This is a genomic window from Sporosarcina aquimarina (genome assembly GCF_019748715.1).
GTDB lineage: Bacteria > Bacillota > Bacilli > Bacillales_A > Planococcaceae > Sporosarcina > Sporosarcina newyorkensis.
Genome location: NZ_JACLBZ010000033.1, coordinates 172366 through 191951, shown reverse-complemented (window position 1 = coordinate 191951; position 19586 = coordinate 172366). Strand labels below are relative to the sequence as shown.

Below are 19586 nucleotides of genomic sequence, written 5' to 3'. Positions count from 1 at the left end.
TATAAAACTCTAACTTTTAGGGGTCACTACATCACCGAGTACTGCTGTTTTTTTATTTTAATTGCCAGCCATATGTTCCTGGTTCTATATACGACTGGTTTTCGACCGATTGATGATTTTTTTGTGTTGGATTGTTTTTGAAGGTTGCTTGTACCATAAAATACACAGCCCCCACTACCACAATAACAAAAATAATTAGACCGATTGCAACTGTTTTACCTTTCATTTGATTTCACTCCTAGTGCCCTCATTTCGTTTTGACTGAAAAACCTTCTTCTTTCAGATAGCCGGCCGCTTCCTCGTAATCACCAAAGCCCTCTTCCAAGTTATAGCCATGATAAACGTTGAAAAAGTCATCTTCTTCGAGAAGTGTCAATGTCTGTCCTGCTGCATTTTGCCAAACTTCCTCAAGCATTTCTTCTTCGACCGCTTCTGTAGCCAGCCCTTCGATCGCTGCTTGGATTACTGTTCGCAATTCATCCGCAGAAAACTCCCGGATATTGACGAGGCCGCGTTCATCCGGCTCATATCCTTTGACATCCGCCACGTAGACGAAGCCATTTCCGTTCGGGTGCAAATGTTGCACGACGACCGTTTTATCAAAAAGTGACTCTTCATAATGATAGTTTAAACGCTTCATTGATACTTCTTTTTTCACAAGTTCGGGAAATCCCTCTATAATCTGTTGTTTCTCTTCAAATGTTAACATGCTTTTCCTTCTTTCTTCTTAAATTCTATCGTTATCTCGTTTTCCATTCGATAAACAGGACTAGTAATAACACGACTGCAAATGCGACTAAATAAAACCAGGAAGGTACACTGCTTACACCGCCGAACATGCCATCCACCCCTTCCAGACTTTCCATTCTTTTTAGTATACCCTTTTTCCGACTTTCCTGGCGGATAAATTTCAACAATTCGATAGTTTCCGCTGTATTGCCACGATAGAAAAAGAGTACAATGGATGAGAGGAGTGGGTGTCACATGTTTAAACGCCTTTTTCAGTTACTATTTCTCATCGTAATTTTATACGCGGCCAAGCCGTTATGGGAAGGCCCTGTATCCAAATACGTGGACTTATCGTTTCTAGACCCGCTGGACGCACGTGTGGAAACGGTGCTCGATGAAGAATTGATTGGATCTGTGCTTGATTATACAAAACAATCGATTACAAAAGTTGTCTCGTTCATTTCAAATAAAACCGCGGAATCACGGGTTCCTGATGAAGTTGCTCAACCAGCGCTTGAAACACCGACGCAAAGTTTGATATCCATACACAATATCGAAATTGGCATGCCGGAAGCCGAAGTGAAATCAAAGCTCGGTGAACCAATGCGCAAGTCGGTCAATGAATACGGTACCGAATGGCTGACCTTTCATCAGGATTATCAGAACTTTGTCATGCTGTCTTATGACATAAAGCGGCGTGTGAATGCGGTCTATACAAATGACCGGTTGATTTCTTCATCATTAGGAATCGAATACGGTGCAGCGAAAGCGGATGTCCGTGCTGTTAATGGAGAGCCGATCACCGAAATTCGCAAAGGCACGAATATCTATAAGCTGCAAGATGATGAAGGAATGGATATTTTCCATTCGGATGGCGTCTATATATACGTCTTTTATGATTTGCATCAAAACAATACAGTAACGGCCGTCCAGCTCATCTCGGACCAACTAGAGCAACGGAAAACCGCTTTGTATGCACCGCAGAACGATGCCATGCGTAAAGGTTTTGAAATCCAGCTCTTCGACTTAACGAATGCGGCGAGAGTGCGTCACGGCCGCTCGATCCTTACGTGGGACGACAAGGCAGCTGTGGCTGCACGTAAACATAGTATGGACATGGCTGTGCATGATTATTTCAGCCATGAAAATTTACGCGGCGAATCCCCATTCGATCGGATGAAAAAAGACGGGGTGAAGTTCGTCAGTGCTGGGGAGAACCTTGCGTATGGCCAATCAAGCAGCATCTTTGCACATGAGGGACTGATGAACTCAAAAGGGCACCGGGATAATATATTGATTCGCGACTATCAGTTTTTAGGGATCGGCGTGGATTTCAATGACAAGGAACAGCCATATTATACGGAAAATTTTTTCGCTAAATGAGTGGGTTTCCTTTCATTACGCAGCATTATCTATTAAAATAGAAGGAAGGCCTACGAACTTTAGGGAGTCCTGACTAAGCATTAAAGGAGAATACGAATTGAAAAAACTTGCAGCATTTTTCTTGGCCGCGACGTTAATTTTGTCGCCGATCGGGAACATCGTTTTCCAAGACGAGATCACAGCGGAGGCACGTGGCTATAAATCCGGAAAGAAAAGCTTCAGCACACCGAATCGCGTGCAACCGAATAAAGCTGAAAAGAAACAAGATAATACGAACCAAAGCAACAACAAAGCAGCTGCCAGCAAAAAACCTGGTACGGGCGGCGGCTTGATGAAAGGCTTAATGCTCGGCGGATTGGCTGGTCTTTTATTCGGTAGCTTATTTGCGAATATGGGTATGCTCGGTTCAATCCTCGGATTGATGATTAATGTTCTAGCGATTGTCTTCATCATCTTCATGGTACGAAAGATTTTCGCGATCTTCAAAGAGAAGGAACGTAAGCGAAATGAGGAAATGAATCAATGGAACAACAGATAATTTATGAACAAGACGTGGCAAATGCCGTTTGTGTATTGATCGCGAAAGAAGCACGTGCGATGCCTGACGACGTGGAAGTGGAGTTGGCTTACGATGACGACGAAGGTTTCTCGGCAGAAGCAGAGCTCAACGGCAACGTACATCAGTTGAATACGACGCGACTCGTTGAAGCACTTCGCCTTTGGATTGAACAGTATCTTGACATGGATCCGATGGCAGCTGGCATTCAGTTAAAGTTGGATGACGACGAAGGTATTATTGCGATTGTTCGATAATGTGTAGACGCTCCTTTTATGCGGAGCGTCTTTTTTATTGCACAAAATAAACGGCTCCCCGTCACTCACGGGAAGCCGTTTCCTTAAATTATTTTAACTGATTCATCGTTATTTCCGCACAAGCAATCGGTTTCCCTGAATCCCCCGCCGGATCGGTCTTATAATCGTCCGCACCTTCATGGATGACGAGCGCTGTGCCGTCATTATCAAGCAATGAATTCTCCTGCCCTTTTTCAAGAGTTACTTGATCGGTTGCCATCTGGGCATAGACCTCGCCTTTTTCGTCAACCTCTAGATTACGTAAATCTCCAAGATGATACCCTTTTGGATTGTCGAAGCCATGCTCCTTGCCGGTCGGATTGAAGTGTCCGCCAGCTGACGCTTTAAAGTCAGGCGCCGTACAAACACCATGCTCGTGAATGTGGATACCATGCTCCCCCGGCGTCAGGCCAGATGCTTTCACCTCGATGGACACGCCACCGTTATCCGCTGTCAATTTCGCCTCCCCAATCTCCTCGCCATCCGTGTTGATGATTGGCGTGATGATTTGAGGCTCTGACGTATCCCCTTGATTCACGGTAGCCTCATCTCCGCTCACCTGAACTTTTTCCTTAGTCCAACTACAGCCAGCTGTCAACAAAACAGCAGCCACTACTGCACCCGATAACTTCCACATAGTTGTTGCCTCCTTGTTCATGCTATTCACCATTCTTGCCAATTCACTGCGAACTATTCAATGTACTGGTATATTATCAATGAATATGGGTTTGGTGCGTTGCAGACGCTGGTTGGCATGGTCCATAGTATTCTCATCACTCTAATGAAAACAAAAAACTTCAAAGCAAGGTCGATCCCCTGCTTTGAAGCTTCATCTCAGTCTGTCAACAACGGATACACGCCATTCTCATCATGTGTCTCCGTTCCAACGAGCGGCGGGTTGAAAACGCAGATCAAACGCATGTCTTCCTGACCGCCCCTCAAGTAATGCTCATCATTTTCATTCAGTGCATACATCGTGCCATTTTTAATCGGATAAACCTTCCCATCCGCTGTCGTTTCTATCTCTCCATCTCCCGCCACGCAGTAGACTGCTTCCAAGTGGTTTTGATAATGGATATGTGTTTCTGTACCAGCATAAATAATCGTTTCGTGGAATGAAAAGCCCATATTGTCTTTCTGTAGCAAAAAACGGCGGCTTGCCCACGTTTTTGCTTTTGTTTCGTTTTCACTGCCAATAATTTCATCCAATGTACGTACAATCACTATAAATCCCCCTTAATTCTTAACGACATCTTCAATCGCTTCTTCTAAAATATCAAAACCTTGTTGGATTCCCTTTTCATCGATGATCAATGAACCGAGGAATTTGACGACTTCCCCTTCAGGCCCGGATGTCTCGATAATCAGGCCCTTTTCAAAAGCTTTTGCACAAATCTTATCTGCATAATCTTCCTTGCCCTCACCACAGACGATTCCCTGCATGAAACCGCGGCCGCGCGTCGTTGCTTTTAGCTGCGGATACTCTTCGACAATCGTCTCCATACGCTTTGTAATGAGCTTGGATTTTTCTTGTACCGATTTAGCGAATTCATCTGTTTCCCAATACGACAGCGCTTCTGTCGCTGCCAAAATCGCCAAGTTGTTGCCGCGGAATGTTCCGTTATGCTCAGCTGGACCAAACATATCGTATTGAGGTTTGATTAGTGTCAAGGCTAACGGCAGGCCATAGCCGCCGATGGATTTGGACAGGCAGACAATATCCGGTTTGACGCCGGCTGGTTCAAAGCTGAAGAACGTACCAGTTCGGCCGCACCCCGCTTGCACATCGTCAACGATCAGTAAGATATCGTAATTGCGGCAGAGACGTTCAATTTCGCGCAACCACTCGAAGCTTGCAGGATTGATGCCGCCTTCTCCTTGGACCGTTTCCAAAATCATTGCAGCCGGTAAATCTAATCCACTGCTCGCGTCAGCTAAATACTTTTTAAGGAAATTTAATGATTGACCTTCCTCCAAAAACGTATCGAATGGCATGGATGTCGTATTGTTCAACGGTACTCCAGCCCCGCCGCGGTTATATGAATTGCCTGTAACAGACAATGCACCAAGCGTCATGCCGTGAAAGCCATTCGTAAAGCTGATGATATTTTGGCGTCCTGTCACTTTGCGGGCGATCTTCAATGCGCTTTCCACTGTATTCGTCCCAGTAGGTCCAGGAAACATCACTTTATAGTCCATGTTTCTCGGCTTCAAGATCACTTCGTTAAATCGTTCAAGAAATTCTTTTCGGACCGTCGTCCCCATATCCAGACTATGTGCAATTCCGTCGTCTTGGATGTACTCGATCAACTTTTCCTTCATTTTGTCGTTGTTATGGCCGTAGTTCAAAGCACCGGCGCCGGCAAAGAAATCGATATATTCCTTGCCTTCCGTGTCCCACATCTTATAGCCTTTTGCTCGTTCGAATACTGTCGGGAAACTTCTGCTGTAACTTCTCACTTGCGACTCATGATTTTCAAAGACTTCCATTACCTTCTGACTTTTTGTCAGTACCATTGTTAATTAATTCCTCCGTTGTATTTCTGTATTTTCCGTGTCAAGTTGCGACAGTCGACCCCTTCTTCAGAATGGCCCAATGCGAAACAACTCTTCTGCTTCGTGTCCTTCCCTTGGAAATTGATCTTCCGTGTAGCCATCGGTGATTGTGCACTCAGTCTGTAAATCACGTGCCAAACCTTTGAAAAGCTTAGTTGACGGAATGTTAGATGGCGTTACAGTGGCTTCCAAGTACCGAATATTCCGACATGATTGGCTCTGCAAAATGGCTTGCAGCATGCGGGAAGCCAAACGTTGGCCGCGTGCTGATTCGTCGACCGCTACTTGCCAGATAAATAACGTATCTTGCGCTTTCGGCTGAATGAAACCCGATATAAAGCCTACTATTTTCCCGTGATCTTCCACTAAGATACTGGTGTCGCTGAATTGATCTGCCCACAGTAAATAACTGTACGAAGAATTCAAATCTAGGACTTGGGTATCTTTGACAAGTTTCCAAATTGACTTACCGTCATCTAGAGTGGGGGTGCGAAAGATGTAAGGATCATTCGGATCGTACCCTGCAATCGAATACATGTGAGGTTTCTGCAAACATTTTTCCTCCAAGTCTAGTCATTTGTCATAATAGACAAATGTTCATTCTCTGAAACTCTCTGGATGCATGTTTACTTCTTACCCGACAACGTGGTCACATCAAACTAAAGTCATTGAATCGTCATTATCGTGAGGTTTTTTTAATGACCGAGCACGAGTACTCGGCAGATTCTCTCTAAGGAATCTTGTGGATTTAGCAAGGATACTAACGTAGAAAAGCCAAATGGAGATTGGTGCTGGCTACTTGGGTGCTAACTTTCTGCCTTGCGGTATGAAGAGCAAAAAAGAGCGCCTTTACAAAAGCAGGGAGCTTTTGTTCATGAAAAACAGCTAATATTATTAATTATTCGCTGATATGAAAGACACTTTCATTATCTTGAATTTACTGCCATACGCATTCATCCAACCACGGTTCTTGTGTACAAAAACGTCGGTGAAGAAGCAAACAATGTGTCTCCTCTGACACTGGTTGCTATTATAGGAAACTATGAAAACGTTGTCAACAGTATATATATCATTTTATTTGTTTAATGAAAAAGTAAAGCGTCATCAAGTCAAACAGCGTATAGCCTCAGCACGAATTAAAAAAGCCGGAAACTTTTTTCGTTTCCGGCTTCATGTTATGAAAATAAAATCGTTTCCAACTCCATTGGTTCTACATACTTATCCCCTTGATAAACGCGCATATTCCCACCTGAAATTTCGTCGATCAACATGATGTTTCCTTCAGAATCACGTCCAAATTCCAGCTTAATATCATAGAGATCCAAACCTTTTTGTGTCATTTCAAACTTGACCAGTTCAGAGATTTTTTTCGTCAACTCTTCCAAGATATCGTATTCATCACGCGTTAGGATTCCTAGCTGGGCCAATGCGTCTTTCGAAATCGGCGGATCTTGTCGTTCATCGTCTTTTAATGTTACTTCCACGAAGGCATCGAGTGCCCGTCCTTCTTTACAATACTTACCATATCTCCGCAAGAAACTTCCGACTGCGCGAAATCGGCAAATTACTTCCAGACCGCTGCCGAAGACTGTTGCAGGCTTGACCGTCATTGTTACTTTATCTAAATCTGCATCGATATAATGTGTCGGCACTTGCTGCTCCGCCAATTTTTCGAAAAAATACTGCGTCATGCGAAGACCCGATTTCCCTGCACCTTCTATCGTTAATCCGACTGTATTGGCGCCAGGATCGAATACACCATCTTCCCCTGTCACATCATCCTTGAATTTTAATAGCACATGACCGTCTTCCAATTGATAAACATCTTTCGTTTTACCAGAATAAGTTAGTTTCATACGAACGATTCTCCTCATTTCGTAATTATTGTTCTACTTTTTAAGTATAATGCACTTTGCTCTGAAGAAAAAGGATAGATTACAGAAAACTTGATGGAGGTCAAGGTGCAAAATACAAATCCCCTCTATACTTAAGTTAACAAATACAAACGAAAAGGATGAGAACAATGAAAAAAGCAGTATTTCAAATGGAGCCATTCAGCTGTCCGTCATGTGTCAAGAAAATTGAAGGTGCCTTAGCCCGAGCAAATGGGGTTCAAAAAGTAAAAGTATTATTCCACTCAAACAAAGTACGCGTTGAGTTTGACGAAGCCATCGTAGCTGCGAATGACTTGCAAGAACTCATCGAAAAGCTCGGTTATCCAGTACTCAACCTAAAAGTTGCTTAAAAAGGAGGAACTCACATGAATGCCAAACAAACGGTACGCGTCACTGCCATCTCTGCTATTCTCTTAGCAGCCGCGATCATCATGCATATCGCCGGGTGGCATGATGCACGCCAAATCACGTTGGTTACTTCTACTTTGATAGCCGGGACTCCAATCACGATCAAGTCTTTTAAAGCTATCCGGATGAAAGCGTTCAGCATAGAATTACTCGTCACGATTGCGGTTGTCGGTGCATTATTCATTGGAGAATATGTAGAATCTGCGGTCGTCACGTTTCTATTTTTATTCGGGGCGATGCTGGAAATACGAACAATGGAAAAGACTCGCTCTTCCCTGAAAGCTCTTACCGACTTAGCTCCACTAGAAGCACGCGTCATGCGTGATGGTGAAATATTGACCGTTTCAGTAGACAATGTTGAAATCGGCGATCAGGTCATCGTTCGATCAGGAGAAAAAGTTCCTGTGGATGGTCCAATTATTTCGGGGACCGCCACACTAAATGAAGCAGCTATCACAGGTGAATCGGTTCCCGCCAGCAAAATGCTGGATGATCAAGTATTCAGCGGTACACTAGTGGAACATGGTTATATAGAAGTGATTGCCGTAAGAGTTGGTAATGACACGACTTTCGCCCGCATTATTGAATTAGTGGAAGAAGCGCAGGAATCCAAATCGAAAACCGAAAAGTTTCTCGAGCGTTTTGCTACTATCTATACGCCTTCCATTGTGCTCTTGTCCGTGCTCGTTTATCTTTTAACACGGAACATCGAAATGACGTTAACTTTCCTCGTCATCGCTTGCCCTGGAGCCCTCGTCATTTCCGCACCGGTTTCGATCGTTGCAGGAATTGGCAACGGAGCCCGAAACGGTGTCTTGATAAAAGGCGGTGAAGTAATGGAACAGCTAGCGAAAATTGATACGATCGTCTTTGATAAAACAGGTACATTGACAAGAGGGCGACCTGAAGTAACTGATGTCTACGGATTAGGTATAGAGAAAGAAGAGTTACTGCGTCTCACAGCCGAAGCCGAAATGATTTCAGAACACCATCTAGGCCGGACTATCGTTAAAGAAGCGAAGAAACGTGCGATTCATTTGTCCAATCAACCGGAAGACGCTGAAGTGGTTAAAGGAAATGGAATAATGGCTACAGTAGAAGGAAAGCATCTCGCAGTTGGCAATCGCAAACTAATGGAAGACCAAAAGATCCCGATTCCTTCTGAAATGGAAGACTATGCATCACAACGTGAGAAAGCTGGAAATACGGCAATTTTCGTCAGTATTTCCCGGGAAATCACAGGAATCATCTCTGTCGCCGATCAAATTCGTCCGGAAGCTGCCGAAGCGTTGGCCAAATTGCGGAAAAATGGCATCAAGCAAATGATCATGCTGACAGGCGACAATCGACATACAGCCCAACTAGTTGGCGAACACCTTGGCCTTGACGAAATCTATGCGGAATTATTGCCTAAAGATAAAGTGGCGGCAGTTCAGAGTTTGAAAGAACAAGGTCACCGAGTTGCTATGGCAGGCGACGGAATCAACGATGCACCCGCCATAGCAACGGCGGATATTGGGCTCGCCATGGGAGAAGGCGGAACAGATATTTCAATGGAGACAGCGGACATCGTCTTGATGGCAGATCGGCTCGATCAATTCTCCCATGCCTATGCTTTAGCGAAAGCAACTGTACAGAACATGAAGCAGAATACATTCTTTGCGGTCGGTACCGTATTCCTTCTGTTGCTCGGTGTATTACTCGGCAAAGTATTCCTCGCTTCCGGTATGCTCGTCCATGAAGTGAGCGTACTTCTGGTGATCCTGAACGCCATTCGATTAATACGTTATACTAACGACAAGCCATCGAATCAAAAACAAAGTGAGGTGATATCGGATGAACCAAGGATCACATTGTGACCTAAGCACGAACGATCTTCACCGTTCCTGCGTTTCGCTCGTCCCTCTTTTCAATCACTTGGATAAGCAGCAAATGGATAAAATCGTCGCGCTTGCACGCAGCATAAGCTACCCTCGCGGTGAAATGATTTACCATAGCGGTGATCGCTCAGAAGGTTTATATATATTGCATAAAGGACGAGTCAAGGTCTATCGTCTATCGGAGAATGGCAAGGAACAACTCGTCCGTATCCTGAAACCAGGAGAATTCACAGGCGAGCTTTCCTTGTTCGACGCAAAGACTCATGACGCATATGCGGAAACTTTGGAAGCCGTTGAACTGTGTATCATCCAACGGGACGAGATGCAGCAACTTTTGCAATCTCACCCTGCAATTTCATTGAGGATGCTTACGGAATTCTCTTCCCGACTCGCGGATACAGAGCTGCGAGCCGCCCGAATCGCCATGGAATCTGCTGAAACTCGACTTGCGTTGTATTTGGCGGATCTATCAGAGGAACAGCAACAATTGACCATCCGACTGCCAATGAGCCGAAAAGATCTAGCTTCCCATCTTGGCACGACACCCGAAACAATCAGTCGTAAATTAAGCGTATTCGAAGAACGGGGCTGGATACGCCAGACCGGTTCTAAGATTGTAGAGATTTTCGATTTAGATTCGTTATTACTCATATAATGGCTATATGAAATTCAGCAAGAGATGAAAATTTGACATCCCTCTTTTCTTTCAATCTGGTAAGTGCTATGCTGTAAGTGAATATCATAATCTTTTGACCATTAGGGGAATCCTTCACAAGGACTGAGAAAAGAGTGCGACTCTGAAACCCTTATCACCTGAACAGGTTCGTACCTGCGGAGGGAAGTGGCAAGTCGTTTTGGCGTACTCTCATACATGCCGACACATCCAACCACTTTCCGATTCGGGAAGTGGTTTTTTCATTTGGAGGTGAACTGGAAATGAAATTGGTCGGTGTCACGGATGATTGTCATTCTGTTGATGAACTGCTGCTCAAGTTGCTGGAGACGGAGCCTTATATCGATGAATTTATCTTACGTGAAAAGTCGAAGACGGATGTACAGCTGATCGAATTGATTTCACGTCTCTCTACTAGAGGGTTTCCATTGGATAAAATAATTGTACACGCACGGCCCAGCCTCGCAAACTCGCTGTCCGTCCCCTGTCAGCTGACAGGCTATGGAATGTCGGTGAAGGAAGCACGTACCACTTTTCCGTCGCTGAGATTAGGATCTTCCATCCATTCATTGGAAGAGGCACGAGAAGCACAAGCTGCTGGAGCAGACTGGCTATTGTATGGACATATTTATCTGACATCATCCAAAAAAGGCTTGGCTCCGCGGGGTACGGATGAGCTTTTTGAGATTGCATTATCATGCACGATTCCCGTCTATGCAATCGGTGGAATTCGGCCAGTTCATCTGCCGTTTTTTAAAAGACATGGCGTCAGAGGTGCAGCAATCCTGTCCCCCATCAGCAGTCAAGACGCAGTGAGCGCAGTTAGAGATTATGCACGTGCAAGAGATTCATAGCAAAGGAGCGGTGTTCATTGGGCAAAACAATTGATTTGAACGGTAAGTCGTATTCGGTTGTACCTGAGGTGGAAACAGTTCAGCAGTTACTGGAGCATTTGGAGCTTGGCAACCGAATTTTGATCGTCGAAAAGAACAAGGAAATTCTGCAGAAGGACAGTTACGATGCACCAATTATGGACAGAGATCAAATTGAAATCATACATTTTGTTGGAGGCGGATGAGGATGTTACAAATAGCAGATAAAAGGTTTTCTTCACGTTTATTGTTAGGCACAGGGAAGTATCCTTCATTTGAGACTCAAAAAAAGGCAGTTGCGGTATCAGAGACAGAAATCTTAACATTTGCGGTGAGACGGATGAACATTTTCGAAGAGTCTCAGCCGAATTTCCTGGAGCAACTGGATTTAGAGCACTATACATTATTGCCAAATACAGCAGGCGCAAGCACAGCGGAGGAAGCGGTGCATATCGCGAAGCTGGCGAAAGCATCGGGATTATGTGATATGGTAAAGGTTGAGATCATTGGCTGCAGCCATTCCTTGTTGCCTGATCCAGTGGAAACGTTGCGTGCATCTGAAATGCTGCTTGAAGAAGGTTTCATCGTGCTGCCTTATACGTCGGATGATGTGGTGCTGGCACGGAAACTTTGTGAATTAGGCGTTCATGCCATCATGCCGGGCGCTGCACCGATTGGTTCAGGTCACGGAATTTTGAATCCGTTGAATCTTTCTCTAATTATCGAGCAATCAAATGTACCGGTCATTGTGGATGCGGGCATTGGATCACCGAAAGACGCGGCATACGCGATGGAGCTTGGAGCGGACGGCGTGCTATTGAATACAGCGGTTTCCGAAGCTGCAGACCCTGTTAAAATGGCAGAAGCGATGAAATTAGCGATTGAAGCGGGACATCTTGGCTATCAAGCAGGGCGCATGCCGGTAAGAGACTATGGCGTCGCGAGCAGTCCGCTAGAGGGGCTTGTGCCAAATTGATGAGTAAATATTCACGCCAAGAGCTGTTTACACCCATTGGAGCGGACGGCCAGCTGCGGATACGGGGGGCCAAGGTGTTCGTCCTCGGCGCTGGGGCACTTGGTTCATCCGGAGCCGAAATGCTTGTACGAGCAGGTGTTGGTGAATTAACAATTGTAGATCGCGATATTTTGGAATGGTCCAATTTGCATCGTCAGCAGTTGTACGCTGAGCAAGACGTTGTCGAGCAATTACCGAAAGCCGCCGCTGCGGAAAGACGACTGCGCCAGATCAACAGTGATGTGAAAATCCGAGGAGTCGTAGCAGATGTGACGCCAGAAAATGTGCTGGAGTTATTTGAAGGCCATGACATGGTGCTCGATGGCACAGATAATATTGAAACGCGATTACTCGCAAATGACGCTTGTTTGCAATTAAATATTCCTTTTTTTATGGGCGCTTGTGTGGGAAGCTATGGATTGACGTTTCCTATCGGAGTTGCCGAGGAACAGCCTTGCTTGCATTGTCTGCTCGAAGTGTTGCCCCCACAGTCCTTGACTTGTGACACGGTCGGCGTAATCAGCCCGATTGTCGTGACGACTGCTGCACGCCAAGTTGCACAGCTGCTGAAGTATGTGACAGGAGCGGAATTGGATCCACGCTTGGAATCCACGGATTTATGGACAGATGAACGTGCATCGATGGAAGTCAAAAACATGAAGAAATCTAGTTGTCCAAGTTGTTCAGCACAGCCAAGCCATCCGTTTTTATCAGCTTCCGAAGTCGTTCGAACAGCCGTGCTATGCGGACGCGACACTGTACAGTTGACTTGGCCTAAGAACCGGCAAGTGGAACTCGCTCCATTTGCTGACTCGATACGCGAGACGGTCTCGAATTTATTGCATAATCCCTATTTGGTATCTTGTGAATACAATGACCACCGACTAGTTTTATTTCGCGATGGCCGCATGCTAATCCACGGCACGAAAGATATCACAGAAGCCCGGAAGATTGCGGCAGGTTTATTGGGATGACGAGTAAAAAAAGAGGAGCCAGGTAAATGAAAGAGTTCAAAATTACGTACTTTTTTGACGAAGATCATTACATTCGACGATTTGTTCATTTGGATTCCTTTGAAGAAGCAAAAAGTCTAGTCCACGACGAGCGCGGGCAGTATGTTGCTTTTTTTGACAGCCGCGAAATATATCATGAACTGGACACTAGCAATGTAAGAGTCGTGCAAATTTCTGAATACCACCGTGAGAATAAAGCCGAACGCTAAAAAACTATGCATCCGTGCTGGATGCATAGCTTTTTTTATTGGTGCAATATAGTTTATGAGCATTTCCGGTTATTCATAAGCGGTCATATCCAATTCCAGCACACCGTCTGTCATTCGATAAACTTTATCAAAATACTTAATGAGCCGGATATCATGCGTCACGACAATGGTTGCTGTCTGCTTCGATTTTGTTTCGTGTTGCAGCAGTTCCATCACTTCGAATGCTCGATCTGAGTCGAGTGAAGCGGTCGGCTCATCGGCTAAAATAATCGCTGGATTACTGAACAACGCCTTGGCGATTGCAACACGTTGCCGTTCCCCGCCCGACAAATCGGAAGGATAACTCTTACGCAACTTCGTAATACCCAAGTCTTTATACAGCTGTTGCCGTTCATCATTTGGCATATTGCCTTTCTTCACTTTATTCAGCAATTCAAGTTGCTCATCGACTGACAGGAACGGCACCAAATTGGATGCCTGCAAAATGAAGCCAATTTCCTGCAGACGAATTTTGGAGCGCTGTTTTTCATTGAGTTTCGACAATTCATTGCCATTGATGATCACTTGGCCCTCACTTGGTGCCTGCAGCCCGCCTGCTATAGTCAGGAATGTACTTTTTCCAGAACCGGAGGGCCCGATAACCGCGACCAACTCGCCTCGTTCCACTTTGAAATTGGTCTCTTTCAACGCTTCGACCAATGTATTCCCTTCGCCAAACGTCTTTTTCGCATTTCGTAGTTCCAGTACCATCGTTTACCCTCCTATCGCTTCAAGCGGATCAATCCGAATGATCGTCCAGACCGATATAACTGCACCTAAGATCGCTACTGTGATCAAAATGAGTCCGTAAATGATCATCGTCTGCAAATCAAATTGGACAGGGACCGCACTCGGCAAGAAACTTCCCGCAAGCCATGTCAATCCGAATCCGACCACGACACCGATTGTCGCCAGTATAAAAGTCTGCGCGACAACAGATTTCGCTAAATAGCCGCTCGAAATACCTTGTGCTTTCATCAATCCGAACATGCTGATCTTCTGCACTGTTAGCACATAGAGGAAAATCGCCACAATCGCAGCAGAGATGACGAACAGGAAGTAGATCATGTACGTCAACGTCATGTTCTGCTCGGTATAGCCCGGTAAATTTTTAATGAAATTTTCTACTTCGATGATTTCCAAGTCTTCTGGCACTTTTAATTTGCTCCAATTGGTGTCTTTCACAACGATTGCGTTGACTAAATCGGCATTTATCTCTGCAGCATCTCCAAACTTGAGATGCTGTAAATCATCTAAGTCGATATACAGTACAGGTGCTGCGTTGAAACGTGCCTGATCGGTGAATCCGATAATCTCAAGCTTCGTATCGGACGATGACAATTCAAGCGTGTCGCCGATCGCAAAGCCCTCGTCTTTCAATACATCCGACGCAATGACGCCGTTTTCTACGGAAAACGCTACCTCCCCTTCGCTCACTTTCGGCATAATGAAACCTTCCGGCTCGATCCCAAATAGAACGACATTTTTCTTCACCTTGCCATTATCCGCAATGGAGCCCATCTGACCGATGACTGCTGTTTCCTTCGCACCCAGTCCGTCAGCTTCTCCCTTATCCAATGAAGATTGATAAAGACTTTTATCCGATTCTTCGGTCAGTACAACTGCTTGCGCATGCCATTTATCAACTGCTTCCCTATTCATATTCGCCAGCCCTGCGGCGAGCCCTGATAAGAAAAACACTAAAAAGGATACGAGCAATAAAATTGAAGTGATCAATAAAAATCTCAATTTATTTCGTTTGATTTCGCTCCATGCTAAAAACATCTGCTTTTCACTTCCTTTATAAAACGTCTATTGCTTCTTCCAATTCATAAGATGTCGAGACTACCTCTTTTGACACGCCGCCGATTGATGTGATGACTTCGCGCAGGCTTTTCATATGATCGGAAAAATGGTTGATATCTTGAATCGTCATATGGACGGTACCCGTAATGTTCTGCAAAGTCTCTTTGGATGACTCTGTCTCTCTCATCCCCATATCCACAAATTTTGTCACATTCTCGATCGCCTGATGGACAGCCAGCGTTTTCGACTTTGATTCCGCTACGAGTTGAGAAATCGTATCAGTGGATCGCTTGGTCTGGTCGGCTAAATTTCGCACTTCATCCGCCACCACGGCGAACCCTTTTCCGTGAACTCCCGCACGTGCTGCTTCAATCGCCGAGTTGAGGGCCAATAAATTGGTTTGATCCGCTATGGTTTTCACCAATCGTACAACTTCCTCAATTTGCATGGAGGCTTGATTCAGTTCGTCAATCAGCACCGCCATTCCTTTCGTTTCTTTGACAATCGTTTCCGATGTATAGACGAGCTGCCCCATCTGCTCAACTCCCGACTGCGCTTGAACCGCTGACATTTCAGAGCGAATTATACTTTCCTTTATTTTACTGTCAAGTTCTGCAGATCGCTCCACTAAATCTTGCACGACCGAATACGTAGACTCGGATTTCTCCTCAATTTCCAACGCGATACTGCCAATATGCTTCTTCACCTCCGCTTTGATTTCCTGCTGCTGCATGCGCATCGCTTCATTCGTACTTTTCTCAAATGCTTCCAATACGAGCTGCTTCTCGAAATTCAAAATTTTACTTAAAGCCACAATCATTTCCTGCTCTTCACTTCGTTCCAATTCCAATGAAAACAATATGTCCAGCATCGTCGCATGCAAGTTCTGGAACGCTGCAACGTACCACTTCGGTTCCAACCCGATACGCAAATGAGACTGCGCGACTTTATTCCGATTGGCCAGATACGCTTCATCAATGACTCCATCAAATAAGCCGCCTAAATGCGTTGCCAATGTCTTGCTTAAATAATCCCTGTTGCTGTGCTCCTGAATCGTATCGGATAAATGCGGGACAGCCGTTACACTTTCATAGAAAGCATTGACAATATCATGCACCCGGTTTTGCATTGGTTCTTTCAAGGCCCGCAATAGCTGCAGATCACGCTCTTTCAACTTAATAGCATCCAACTGCAGCTGAACTTCTCTGGTGGATACTTGCAGTTTAATAGGGATGGTGGAAATAGACGGTACTATTGAAAGCGGTTGATGTTTTTTCGTGATCCACATGGGGCTGACTCTCCTTTTTCTTAAACGCATCTATACATTGTTCAATCTTTGTATAATGTTTGTCGAGACTTAGTATACATAGGTCTGGAGAAAAATGCTAGAGATCAGAGTAAGTTTCTATTTACTTTATGCGGCTTCTTAATAATATACCCACTAATACGCCGAAAATCACATGTGCAACCGTCCACCAAAACCATGCGGATATACTCGTTATGCTTGGTGTACGTTCAGAAAAGGATGTAGTAGGATACAATAGAAGACCTATCACCACATTTACGATAAGAGAAAAGTAAATTATGCGTTTCTTGGGAATCCTCTCGCTTTTTGAATAAATGATTGCCAGTATGATGCACAATATAACAGAAACAATCAAGTGGAAAAGCACTTCAATTGATTCAGGGAAATGATACTCTTTCATTATTGGTATATAATCAACATTCAAGAGAAGTGTGTATACCTGATGACCCGTGACGGTCTGCATCATTCCCAGAAAAAGTGCCATTACCATACCGGATAGAAAGCCGATCCATGTCGCTTCCATAACTATTCTACTGTTCATTTAGACACCTTCCTATGCAGTAAAACTAGCAGGTTTGACTCACATCGTCAAATCTATGTATAATGTTATAAAGAGAGAAATGTACGGTGCCTAGATAATCACTAGTTGAAGAAAGGTTGTTTGCTGTGAAGCCCTTATCTGAAAAACCTACCTATACAATTAAACAGGTCGCGGATCGAACGGGCTTGTCGAGGCAAGTCCTGAGGAAATGGGAAGAGCGCTATGAAGTCGTGGTGCCGCAGCGGCTGGTGAACGGCTACCGTGTCTACCGCGAAGAAGACGTTCAGCTCTTTTTGCTGATGAAACGCTACTCAGAAGAAGGATTCGCTCTTTCTCAAGCGGCAAAAATGGCAAAATCTAAACGGACTTCCGCCCAGGAATCCGAACCTGAGGACACATACCAGGACACCATTTTGCGCGAACTCCTGCATCACGGCACAAACTGCGATGAATTGGAATTAAATCTTTTATTGCAAACGGCTTACCACCGATTAGGATTGGAGCTATATCTGCAACAAATCGTCATTCCTTTTTTGAAGAAAGTCGGCGATAACTGGGAAAGCGGTACGTGGAGCGAATATCAGGAAGCCCTATCCAGTCTGGTTGTACGAGATCAGCTTGTTCAGGTACGACGCAACTTCCAATACCGAGAAGGCTCTCCTATACTGCTGGGTGCTTGTCTGCCATTTGAATTACACGAAATTCCTGTCCATATTATCTTGCTGCAATTAATGCTCCGCGGCTGGAGGACCGTCATGATCGGCGCCTCGCCTGCTCTCGGAGCCATTCAGTCATTTGTGGAAAAAATTCGTCCTGACAAAGTATTGCTGTCCGCTTCCACCACTTTGCCTTTTGAAACACATCCGGGTTTTATTGCAGAACTGGATCGGTTCGCAGGAAGCTGTCCCGATATCAAGTTTTATTTAGGGGGACACGGATCCCTTCTTTTATCCGATCAACTAAAACTGACCCATATACATCTCATCGAATCCATCGATGAAGTTTAAGAACCGGCAGGCTTCCTGCATAAATCATATGCCTCCAATGCACGGGCGCGGGCGGCTTGATGGTCGACAATCGGCAGAGGATAGTTGCCTCCCAACCTTACACCTGCCGTTGACAGGACATCCGCAGGGGCTTCTGCCGGCCGGAACACAAATTTCTCCGGCATACTCTCCAACTCAGGCAGCCATTTTTTCACGTACCCAGCCGCCCCGTCGAACTTTTCGCCTTGTACTGTCGGATTAAAAATTCGGAAATATGGCGAAGCATCACAGCCGCTTCCTGCCACCCATTGCCATCCCATCGCATTATTGGCCGCATCCCAATCCACCAGTGTCTGCTCGAACCAAGCTTGTCCTTCCCGCAGATGTTTGACCAGAAATGAAGCGGCGACCATCCGCACACGATTATGGATATAGCCTGTTTCCCAAAGTTCCCGCATGCCTGCATCCACTAAAGGATAGCCGGTCCGTCCCGTTTTCCAGGCGGCCAGGTGTTCAACCGCCTCATTCCAAGGAAAGCGTTCAAATTCAGGACGTATGGGCCGTTCAAGCATCTTCGGAAAGTAAAGCAACTGGTAGTGAGCGAAATCTCGCCATGCCAACTGCCGTAAAAATGCTTCCGTCTGATCATCTCCGATAAATTCTGCCTGATGAAGAGCCGCATGCCATAACGAGCGGACACTGATATTGCCGGCAGCCAAATAGGGGGATAACCGGGACACATGAGGCTTTGCAGGGATGTCCCTTCCCTCTTTATAGGAACTCAATCCTTGCCCGCTGAACGTTTTCCAGCATTCAATAGCGGCTGCTTCTCCAGGACGCCAGTAGTATATAAACTTTTCATGCCAAGACGGTCCAGGCAACAAATCCCACTTACTATCAGGCAAAGAAGCAAGCAACGTGGAAGATGCCAGCATGTTGGGAACTGGCAATGATTGCTCCACTCGTTCTTGACGCAGACGTTTCCAGAAGGGCGTGAAAACTTTATACGGTTCACCTGTTTTATTGAGAATCAACGTCGGCGGTACTAGCAACGTCCCTTGATGAGAACGGACCTGCACTTCTAAATCCAAGAAAGCAGACAGCACATCCCGTTCCTGCCGGCGGCTCGCCGGATCGTAAAGTTCATTGAAAACGATACCTTCCGCTCCGCTGTCTCGTTGAACGGCAAGCAGCTGTCCAACAGGAGACCCTTTACGTACAATCAATTGTATTTGACGTTCCGCAAATTTCTTTTGCAGTTCCAATAAACTATGATGCAGCCACCAGTCCGATGCCTCTTGACGTGATTCCGGCAAAATGAAAACCGGCACCACTTCTCCATGGGCTGCCGCCTCTACTAATGCTGGATGGTCATGCAGGCGCAGATCTTTCCGGAACCAGACGATTGTTTTCCCCATGTTTC

At 45.4% G+C, this 19586-nt stretch carries 25 protein-coding genes and 1 riboswitch; of the genes, 12 read left to right on the top strand and 13 right to left on the bottom strand.

Going from position 1 to position 19586, the window contains the following annotated elements; translation table 11 throughout:
- Positions 1-52: 52 nt before the first annotated feature.
- The 3 genes from H7J92_RS15465 to H7J92_RS17880 are packed head-to-tail and all read right to left on the bottom strand — an operon-like array spanning position 53 to position 866.
- Entirely contained in the window at positions 53-226 is a 174-nt protein-coding gene (locus H7J92_RS15465; RefSeq protein WP_176132529.1) for a hypothetical protein, read from the bottom strand.
- 21 nt (positions 227-247) lie between these two features.
- Complete coding sequence (locus H7J92_RS15460; RefSeq protein WP_009766470.1) at positions 248-709, bottom strand: hypothetical protein; 462 nt, start codon at positions 707-709, stop codon at positions 248-250.
- A gap of 31 nt (positions 710-740) precedes the next feature.
- On the bottom strand, positions 741-866 hold the full coding sequence (locus H7J92_RS17880; protein ID WP_009766471.1) for a hypothetical protein: 126 nt from the start codon (positions 864-866) through the stop codon (positions 741-743).
- Between the two features lie 118 nt (positions 867-984).
- Here H7J92_RS17880 and H7J92_RS15455 point away from each other — a divergent pair, with 118 nt between their 5' ends.
- The 3 genes from H7J92_RS15455 (at position 985) to H7J92_RS15445 (ending at position 2925) form a co-directional block, all read left to right on the top strand.
- Positions 985-2112 (top strand): CAP domain-containing protein, encoded by a 1128-nt coding sequence (locus H7J92_RS15455; protein ID WP_246603048.1) that lies wholly within the window; start codon positions 985-987, stop codon positions 2110-2112.
- A 97-nt stretch (positions 2113-2209) separates the two neighbouring features.
- The gene (locus H7J92_RS15450) at positions 2210-2650 is read left to right on the top strand and encodes a hypothetical protein (RefSeq protein ID WP_009766473.1); all 441 of its coding nucleotides are present in this window, start codon (positions 2210-2212) and stop codon (positions 2648-2650) included.
- Positions 2635-2925, top strand: coding sequence for a DUF2653 family protein (locus tag H7J92_RS15445; protein WP_221837772.1), 291 nt, complete (start codon positions 2635-2637; stop codon positions 2923-2925). The genes H7J92_RS15450 and H7J92_RS15445 overlap by 16 nt, the downstream gene beginning before the upstream one ends.
- Before the next feature lie 88 nt (positions 2926-3013).
- On the opposite strand, the gene H7J92_RS15440 is transcribed toward H7J92_RS15445, so the two are convergent.
- The 5 genes from H7J92_RS15440 to H7J92_RS15420 all read right to left on the bottom strand — a co-directional run bounded on the left by H7J92_RS15440 (position 3014) and on the right by H7J92_RS15420 (position 7376).
- Positions 3014-3601, bottom strand: a complete 588-nt coding sequence (locus tag H7J92_RS15440; protein WP_245799484.1) for a superoxide dismutase family protein — start codon at positions 3599-3601, stop codon at positions 3014-3016.
- 197 nt (positions 3602-3798) lie between these two features.
- Entirely contained in the window at positions 3799-4188 is a 390-nt protein-coding gene (locus H7J92_RS15435; protein WP_009766476.1) for an ectoine synthase, read from the bottom strand.
- 12 nt (positions 4189-4200) lie between these two features.
- On the bottom strand, positions 4201-5481 hold the full coding sequence (ectB, locus tag H7J92_RS15430) for a diaminobutyrate--2-oxoglutarate transaminase (RefSeq protein WP_009766477.1): 1281 nt from the start codon (positions 5479-5481) through the stop codon (positions 4201-4203).
- Between the two features lie 66 nt (positions 5482-5547).
- Positions 5548-6072, bottom strand: a complete 525-nt coding sequence (gene ectA, locus H7J92_RS15425) for a diaminobutyrate acetyltransferase (protein ID WP_009766478.1) — start codon at positions 6070-6072, stop codon at positions 5548-5550.
- Between the two features lie 623 nt (positions 6073-6695).
- The gene (locus H7J92_RS15420) at positions 6696-7376 is read right to left on the bottom strand and encodes a phosphoribosylaminoimidazolesuccinocarboxamide synthase (protein ID WP_009766479.1); all 681 of its coding nucleotides are present in this window, start codon (positions 7374-7376) and stop codon (positions 6696-6698) included.
- A 167-nt stretch (positions 7377-7543) separates the two neighbouring features.
- Between H7J92_RS15420 and H7J92_RS15415 the strand changes: the two genes are divergently transcribed.
- From H7J92_RS15415 to H7J92_RS15380, 8 genes are all read left to right on the top strand, one after another.
- Positions 7544-7765, top strand: coding sequence for a heavy-metal-associated domain-containing protein (locus H7J92_RS15415; protein WP_221837770.1), 222 nt, complete (start codon positions 7544-7546; stop codon positions 7763-7765).
- Between the two features lie 15 nt (positions 7766-7780).
- Positions 7781-9682 carry a heavy metal translocating P-type ATPase gene (locus tag H7J92_RS15410; protein WP_078817562.1) on the top strand — a complete coding sequence of 634 codons (1902 nt, stop codon included), beginning with the start codon at positions 7781-7783 and terminating at the stop codon, positions 9680-9682.
- On the top strand, positions 9660-10358 hold the full coding sequence (locus H7J92_RS15405) for a Crp/Fnr family transcriptional regulator (protein WP_221837768.1): 699 nt from the start codon (positions 9660-9662) through the stop codon (positions 10356-10358). Before H7J92_RS15410 ends, H7J92_RS15405 begins: the two co-directional genes overlap by 23 nt.
- A 93-nt stretch (positions 10359-10451) precedes the next feature.
- A riboswitch (TPP riboswitch) is annotated at positions 10452-10560 on the top strand.
- Between the two features lie 79 nt (positions 10561-10639).
- Positions 10640-11230 (top strand): thiamine phosphate synthase, encoded by a 591-nt coding sequence (locus H7J92_RS15400; RefSeq protein ID WP_221837765.1) that lies wholly within the window; start codon positions 10640-10642, stop codon positions 11228-11230.
- A 17-nt stretch (positions 11231-11247) separates the two neighbouring features.
- Entirely contained in the window at positions 11248-11454 is a 207-nt protein-coding gene (gene thiS / locus H7J92_RS15395; protein ID WP_009766484.1) for a sulfur carrier protein ThiS, read from the top strand.
- Positions 11451-12224, top strand: coding sequence for a thiazole synthase (locus tag H7J92_RS15390; protein ID WP_139365977.1), 774 nt, complete (start codon positions 11451-11453; stop codon positions 12222-12224). The genes thiS and H7J92_RS15390 overlap by 4 nt, the downstream gene beginning before the upstream one ends.
- Positions 12221-13237, top strand: coding sequence for a ThiF family adenylyltransferase (locus tag H7J92_RS15385; protein ID WP_221837762.1), 1017 nt, complete (start codon positions 12221-12223; stop codon positions 13235-13237). Before H7J92_RS15390 ends, H7J92_RS15385 begins: the two co-directional genes overlap by 4 nt.
- A 26-nt stretch (positions 13238-13263) precedes the next feature.
- Positions 13264-13485 carry a hypothetical protein gene (locus H7J92_RS15380; protein WP_009766487.1) on the top strand — a complete coding sequence of 74 codons (222 nt, stop codon included), beginning with the start codon at positions 13264-13266 and terminating at the stop codon, positions 13483-13485.
- Positions 13486-13554: 69 nt separating this feature from the next.
- On the opposite strand, the gene H7J92_RS15375 is transcribed toward H7J92_RS15380, so the two are convergent.
- The 4 genes from H7J92_RS15375 to H7J92_RS15360 form a co-directional block, all read right to left on the bottom strand.
- Complete coding sequence (locus H7J92_RS15375; protein ID WP_009766488.1) at positions 13555-14235, bottom strand: ABC transporter ATP-binding protein; 681 nt, start codon at positions 14233-14235, stop codon at positions 13555-13557.
- A gap of 3 nt (positions 14236-14238) precedes the next feature.
- Complete coding sequence (locus tag H7J92_RS15370; protein ID WP_009766489.1) at positions 14239-15309, bottom strand: ABC transporter permease; 1071 nt, start codon at positions 15307-15309, stop codon at positions 14239-14241.
- 16 nt (positions 15310-15325) lie between these two features.
- Positions 15326-16618 carry a globin-coupled sensor protein gene (locus H7J92_RS15365; protein ID WP_176132530.1) on the bottom strand — a complete coding sequence of 431 codons (1293 nt, stop codon included), beginning with the start codon at positions 16616-16618 and terminating at the stop codon, positions 15326-15328.
- A gap of 121 nt (positions 16619-16739) precedes the next feature.
- Entirely contained in the window at positions 16740-17177 is a 438-nt protein-coding gene (locus H7J92_RS15360) for a hypothetical protein (RefSeq protein ID WP_009766491.1), read from the bottom strand.
- Positions 17178-17302: 125 nt separating this feature from the next.
- Between H7J92_RS15360 and H7J92_RS15355 the strand changes: the two genes are divergently transcribed.
- Complete coding sequence (locus H7J92_RS15355) at positions 17303-18184, top strand: MerR family transcriptional regulator (RefSeq protein WP_176132531.1); 882 nt, start codon at positions 17303-17305, stop codon at positions 18182-18184.
- On the opposite strand, the gene H7J92_RS15350 is transcribed toward H7J92_RS15355, so the two are convergent.
- Complete coding sequence (locus H7J92_RS15350; RefSeq protein WP_221837759.1) at positions 18181-19581, bottom strand: cryptochrome/photolyase family protein; 1401 nt, start codon at positions 19579-19581, stop codon at positions 18181-18183. The genes H7J92_RS15355 and H7J92_RS15350 overlap by 4 nt on opposite strands.
- Positions 19582-19586 lie beyond the last annotated feature (5 nt).

Excerpts from the sequence above, each read along its gene's own strand:
- H7J92_RS15465 (WP_176132529.1), bottom strand. The coding sequence starts at position 226 with ATGAAAGGTAAAACAGTTGCAATCGGTCTAATTATTTTTGTTATTGTG.
- H7J92_RS15410 (WP_078817562.1), top strand. The coding sequence starts at position 7,781 with ATGAATGCCAAACAAACGGTACGCGTCACTGCCATCTCTGCTATTCTC.
- H7J92_RS15420 (WP_009766479.1), bottom strand. The coding sequence starts at position 7,376 with ATGAAACTAACTTATTCTGGTAAAACGAAAGATGTTTATCAATTGGAA.
- H7J92_RS15375 (WP_009766488.1), bottom strand. The coding sequence starts at position 14,235 with ATGGTACTGGAACTACGAAATGCGAAAAAGACGTTTGGCGAAGGGAAT.
- H7J92_RS15380 (WP_009766487.1), top strand. The coding sequence starts at position 13,264 with ATGAAAGAGTTCAAAATTACGTACTTTTTTGACGAAGATCATTACATT.
- H7J92_RS15405 (WP_221837768.1), top strand. The coding sequence starts at position 9,660 with ATGAACCAAGGATCACATTGTGACCTAAGCACGAACGATCTTCACCGT.
- H7J92_RS15440 (WP_245799484.1), bottom strand. The coding sequence starts at position 3,601 with ATGTGGAAGTTATCGGGTGCAGTAGTGGCTGCTGTTTTGTTGACAGCT.
- H7J92_RS15455 (WP_246603048.1), top strand. The coding sequence starts at position 985 with ATGTTTAAACGCCTTTTTCAGTTACTATTTCTCATCGTAATTTTATAC.
- H7J92_RS15350 (WP_221837759.1), bottom strand. The coding sequence starts at position 19,581 with ATGGGGAAAACAATCGTCTGGTTCCGGAAAGATCTGCGCCTGCATGAC.
- H7J92_RS15370 (WP_009766489.1), bottom strand. The coding sequence starts at position 15,309 with ATGTTTTTAGCATGGAGCGAAATCAAACGAAATAAATTGAGATTTTTA.
- H7J92_RS15365 (WP_176132530.1), bottom strand. The coding sequence starts at position 16,618 with ATGTGGATCACGAAAAAACATCAACCGCTTTCAATAGTACCGTCTATT.
- H7J92_RS15400 (WP_221837765.1), top strand. The coding sequence starts at position 10,640 with ATGAAATTGGTCGGTGTCACGGATGATTGTCATTCTGTTGATGAACTG.
- H7J92_RS15460 (WP_009766470.1), bottom strand. The coding sequence starts at position 709 with ATGTTAACATTTGAAGAGAAACAACAGATTATAGAGGGATTTCCCGAA.
- ectB (WP_009766477.1), bottom strand. The coding sequence starts at position 5,481 with ATGGTACTGACAAAAAGTCAGAAGGTAATGGAAGTCTTTGAAAATCAT.
- H7J92_RS15390 (WP_139365977.1), top strand. The coding sequence starts at position 11,451 with ATGAGGATGTTACAAATAGCAGATAAAAGGTTTTCTTCACGTTTATTG.
- H7J92_RS15445 (WP_221837772.1), top strand. The coding sequence starts at position 2,635 with ATGGAACAACAGATAATTTATGAACAAGACGTGGCAAATGCCGTTTGT.
- H7J92_RS15415 (WP_221837770.1), top strand. The coding sequence starts at position 7,544 with ATGAAAAAAGCAGTATTTCAAATGGAGCCATTCAGCTGTCCGTCATGT.
- H7J92_RS17880 (WP_009766471.1), bottom strand. The coding sequence starts at position 866 with ATGGAAAGTCTGGAAGGGGTGGATGGCATGTTCGGCGGTGTAAGCAGT.
- H7J92_RS15360 (WP_009766491.1), bottom strand. The coding sequence starts at position 17,177 with ATGAACAGTAGAATAGTTATGGAAGCGACATGGATCGGCTTTCTATCC.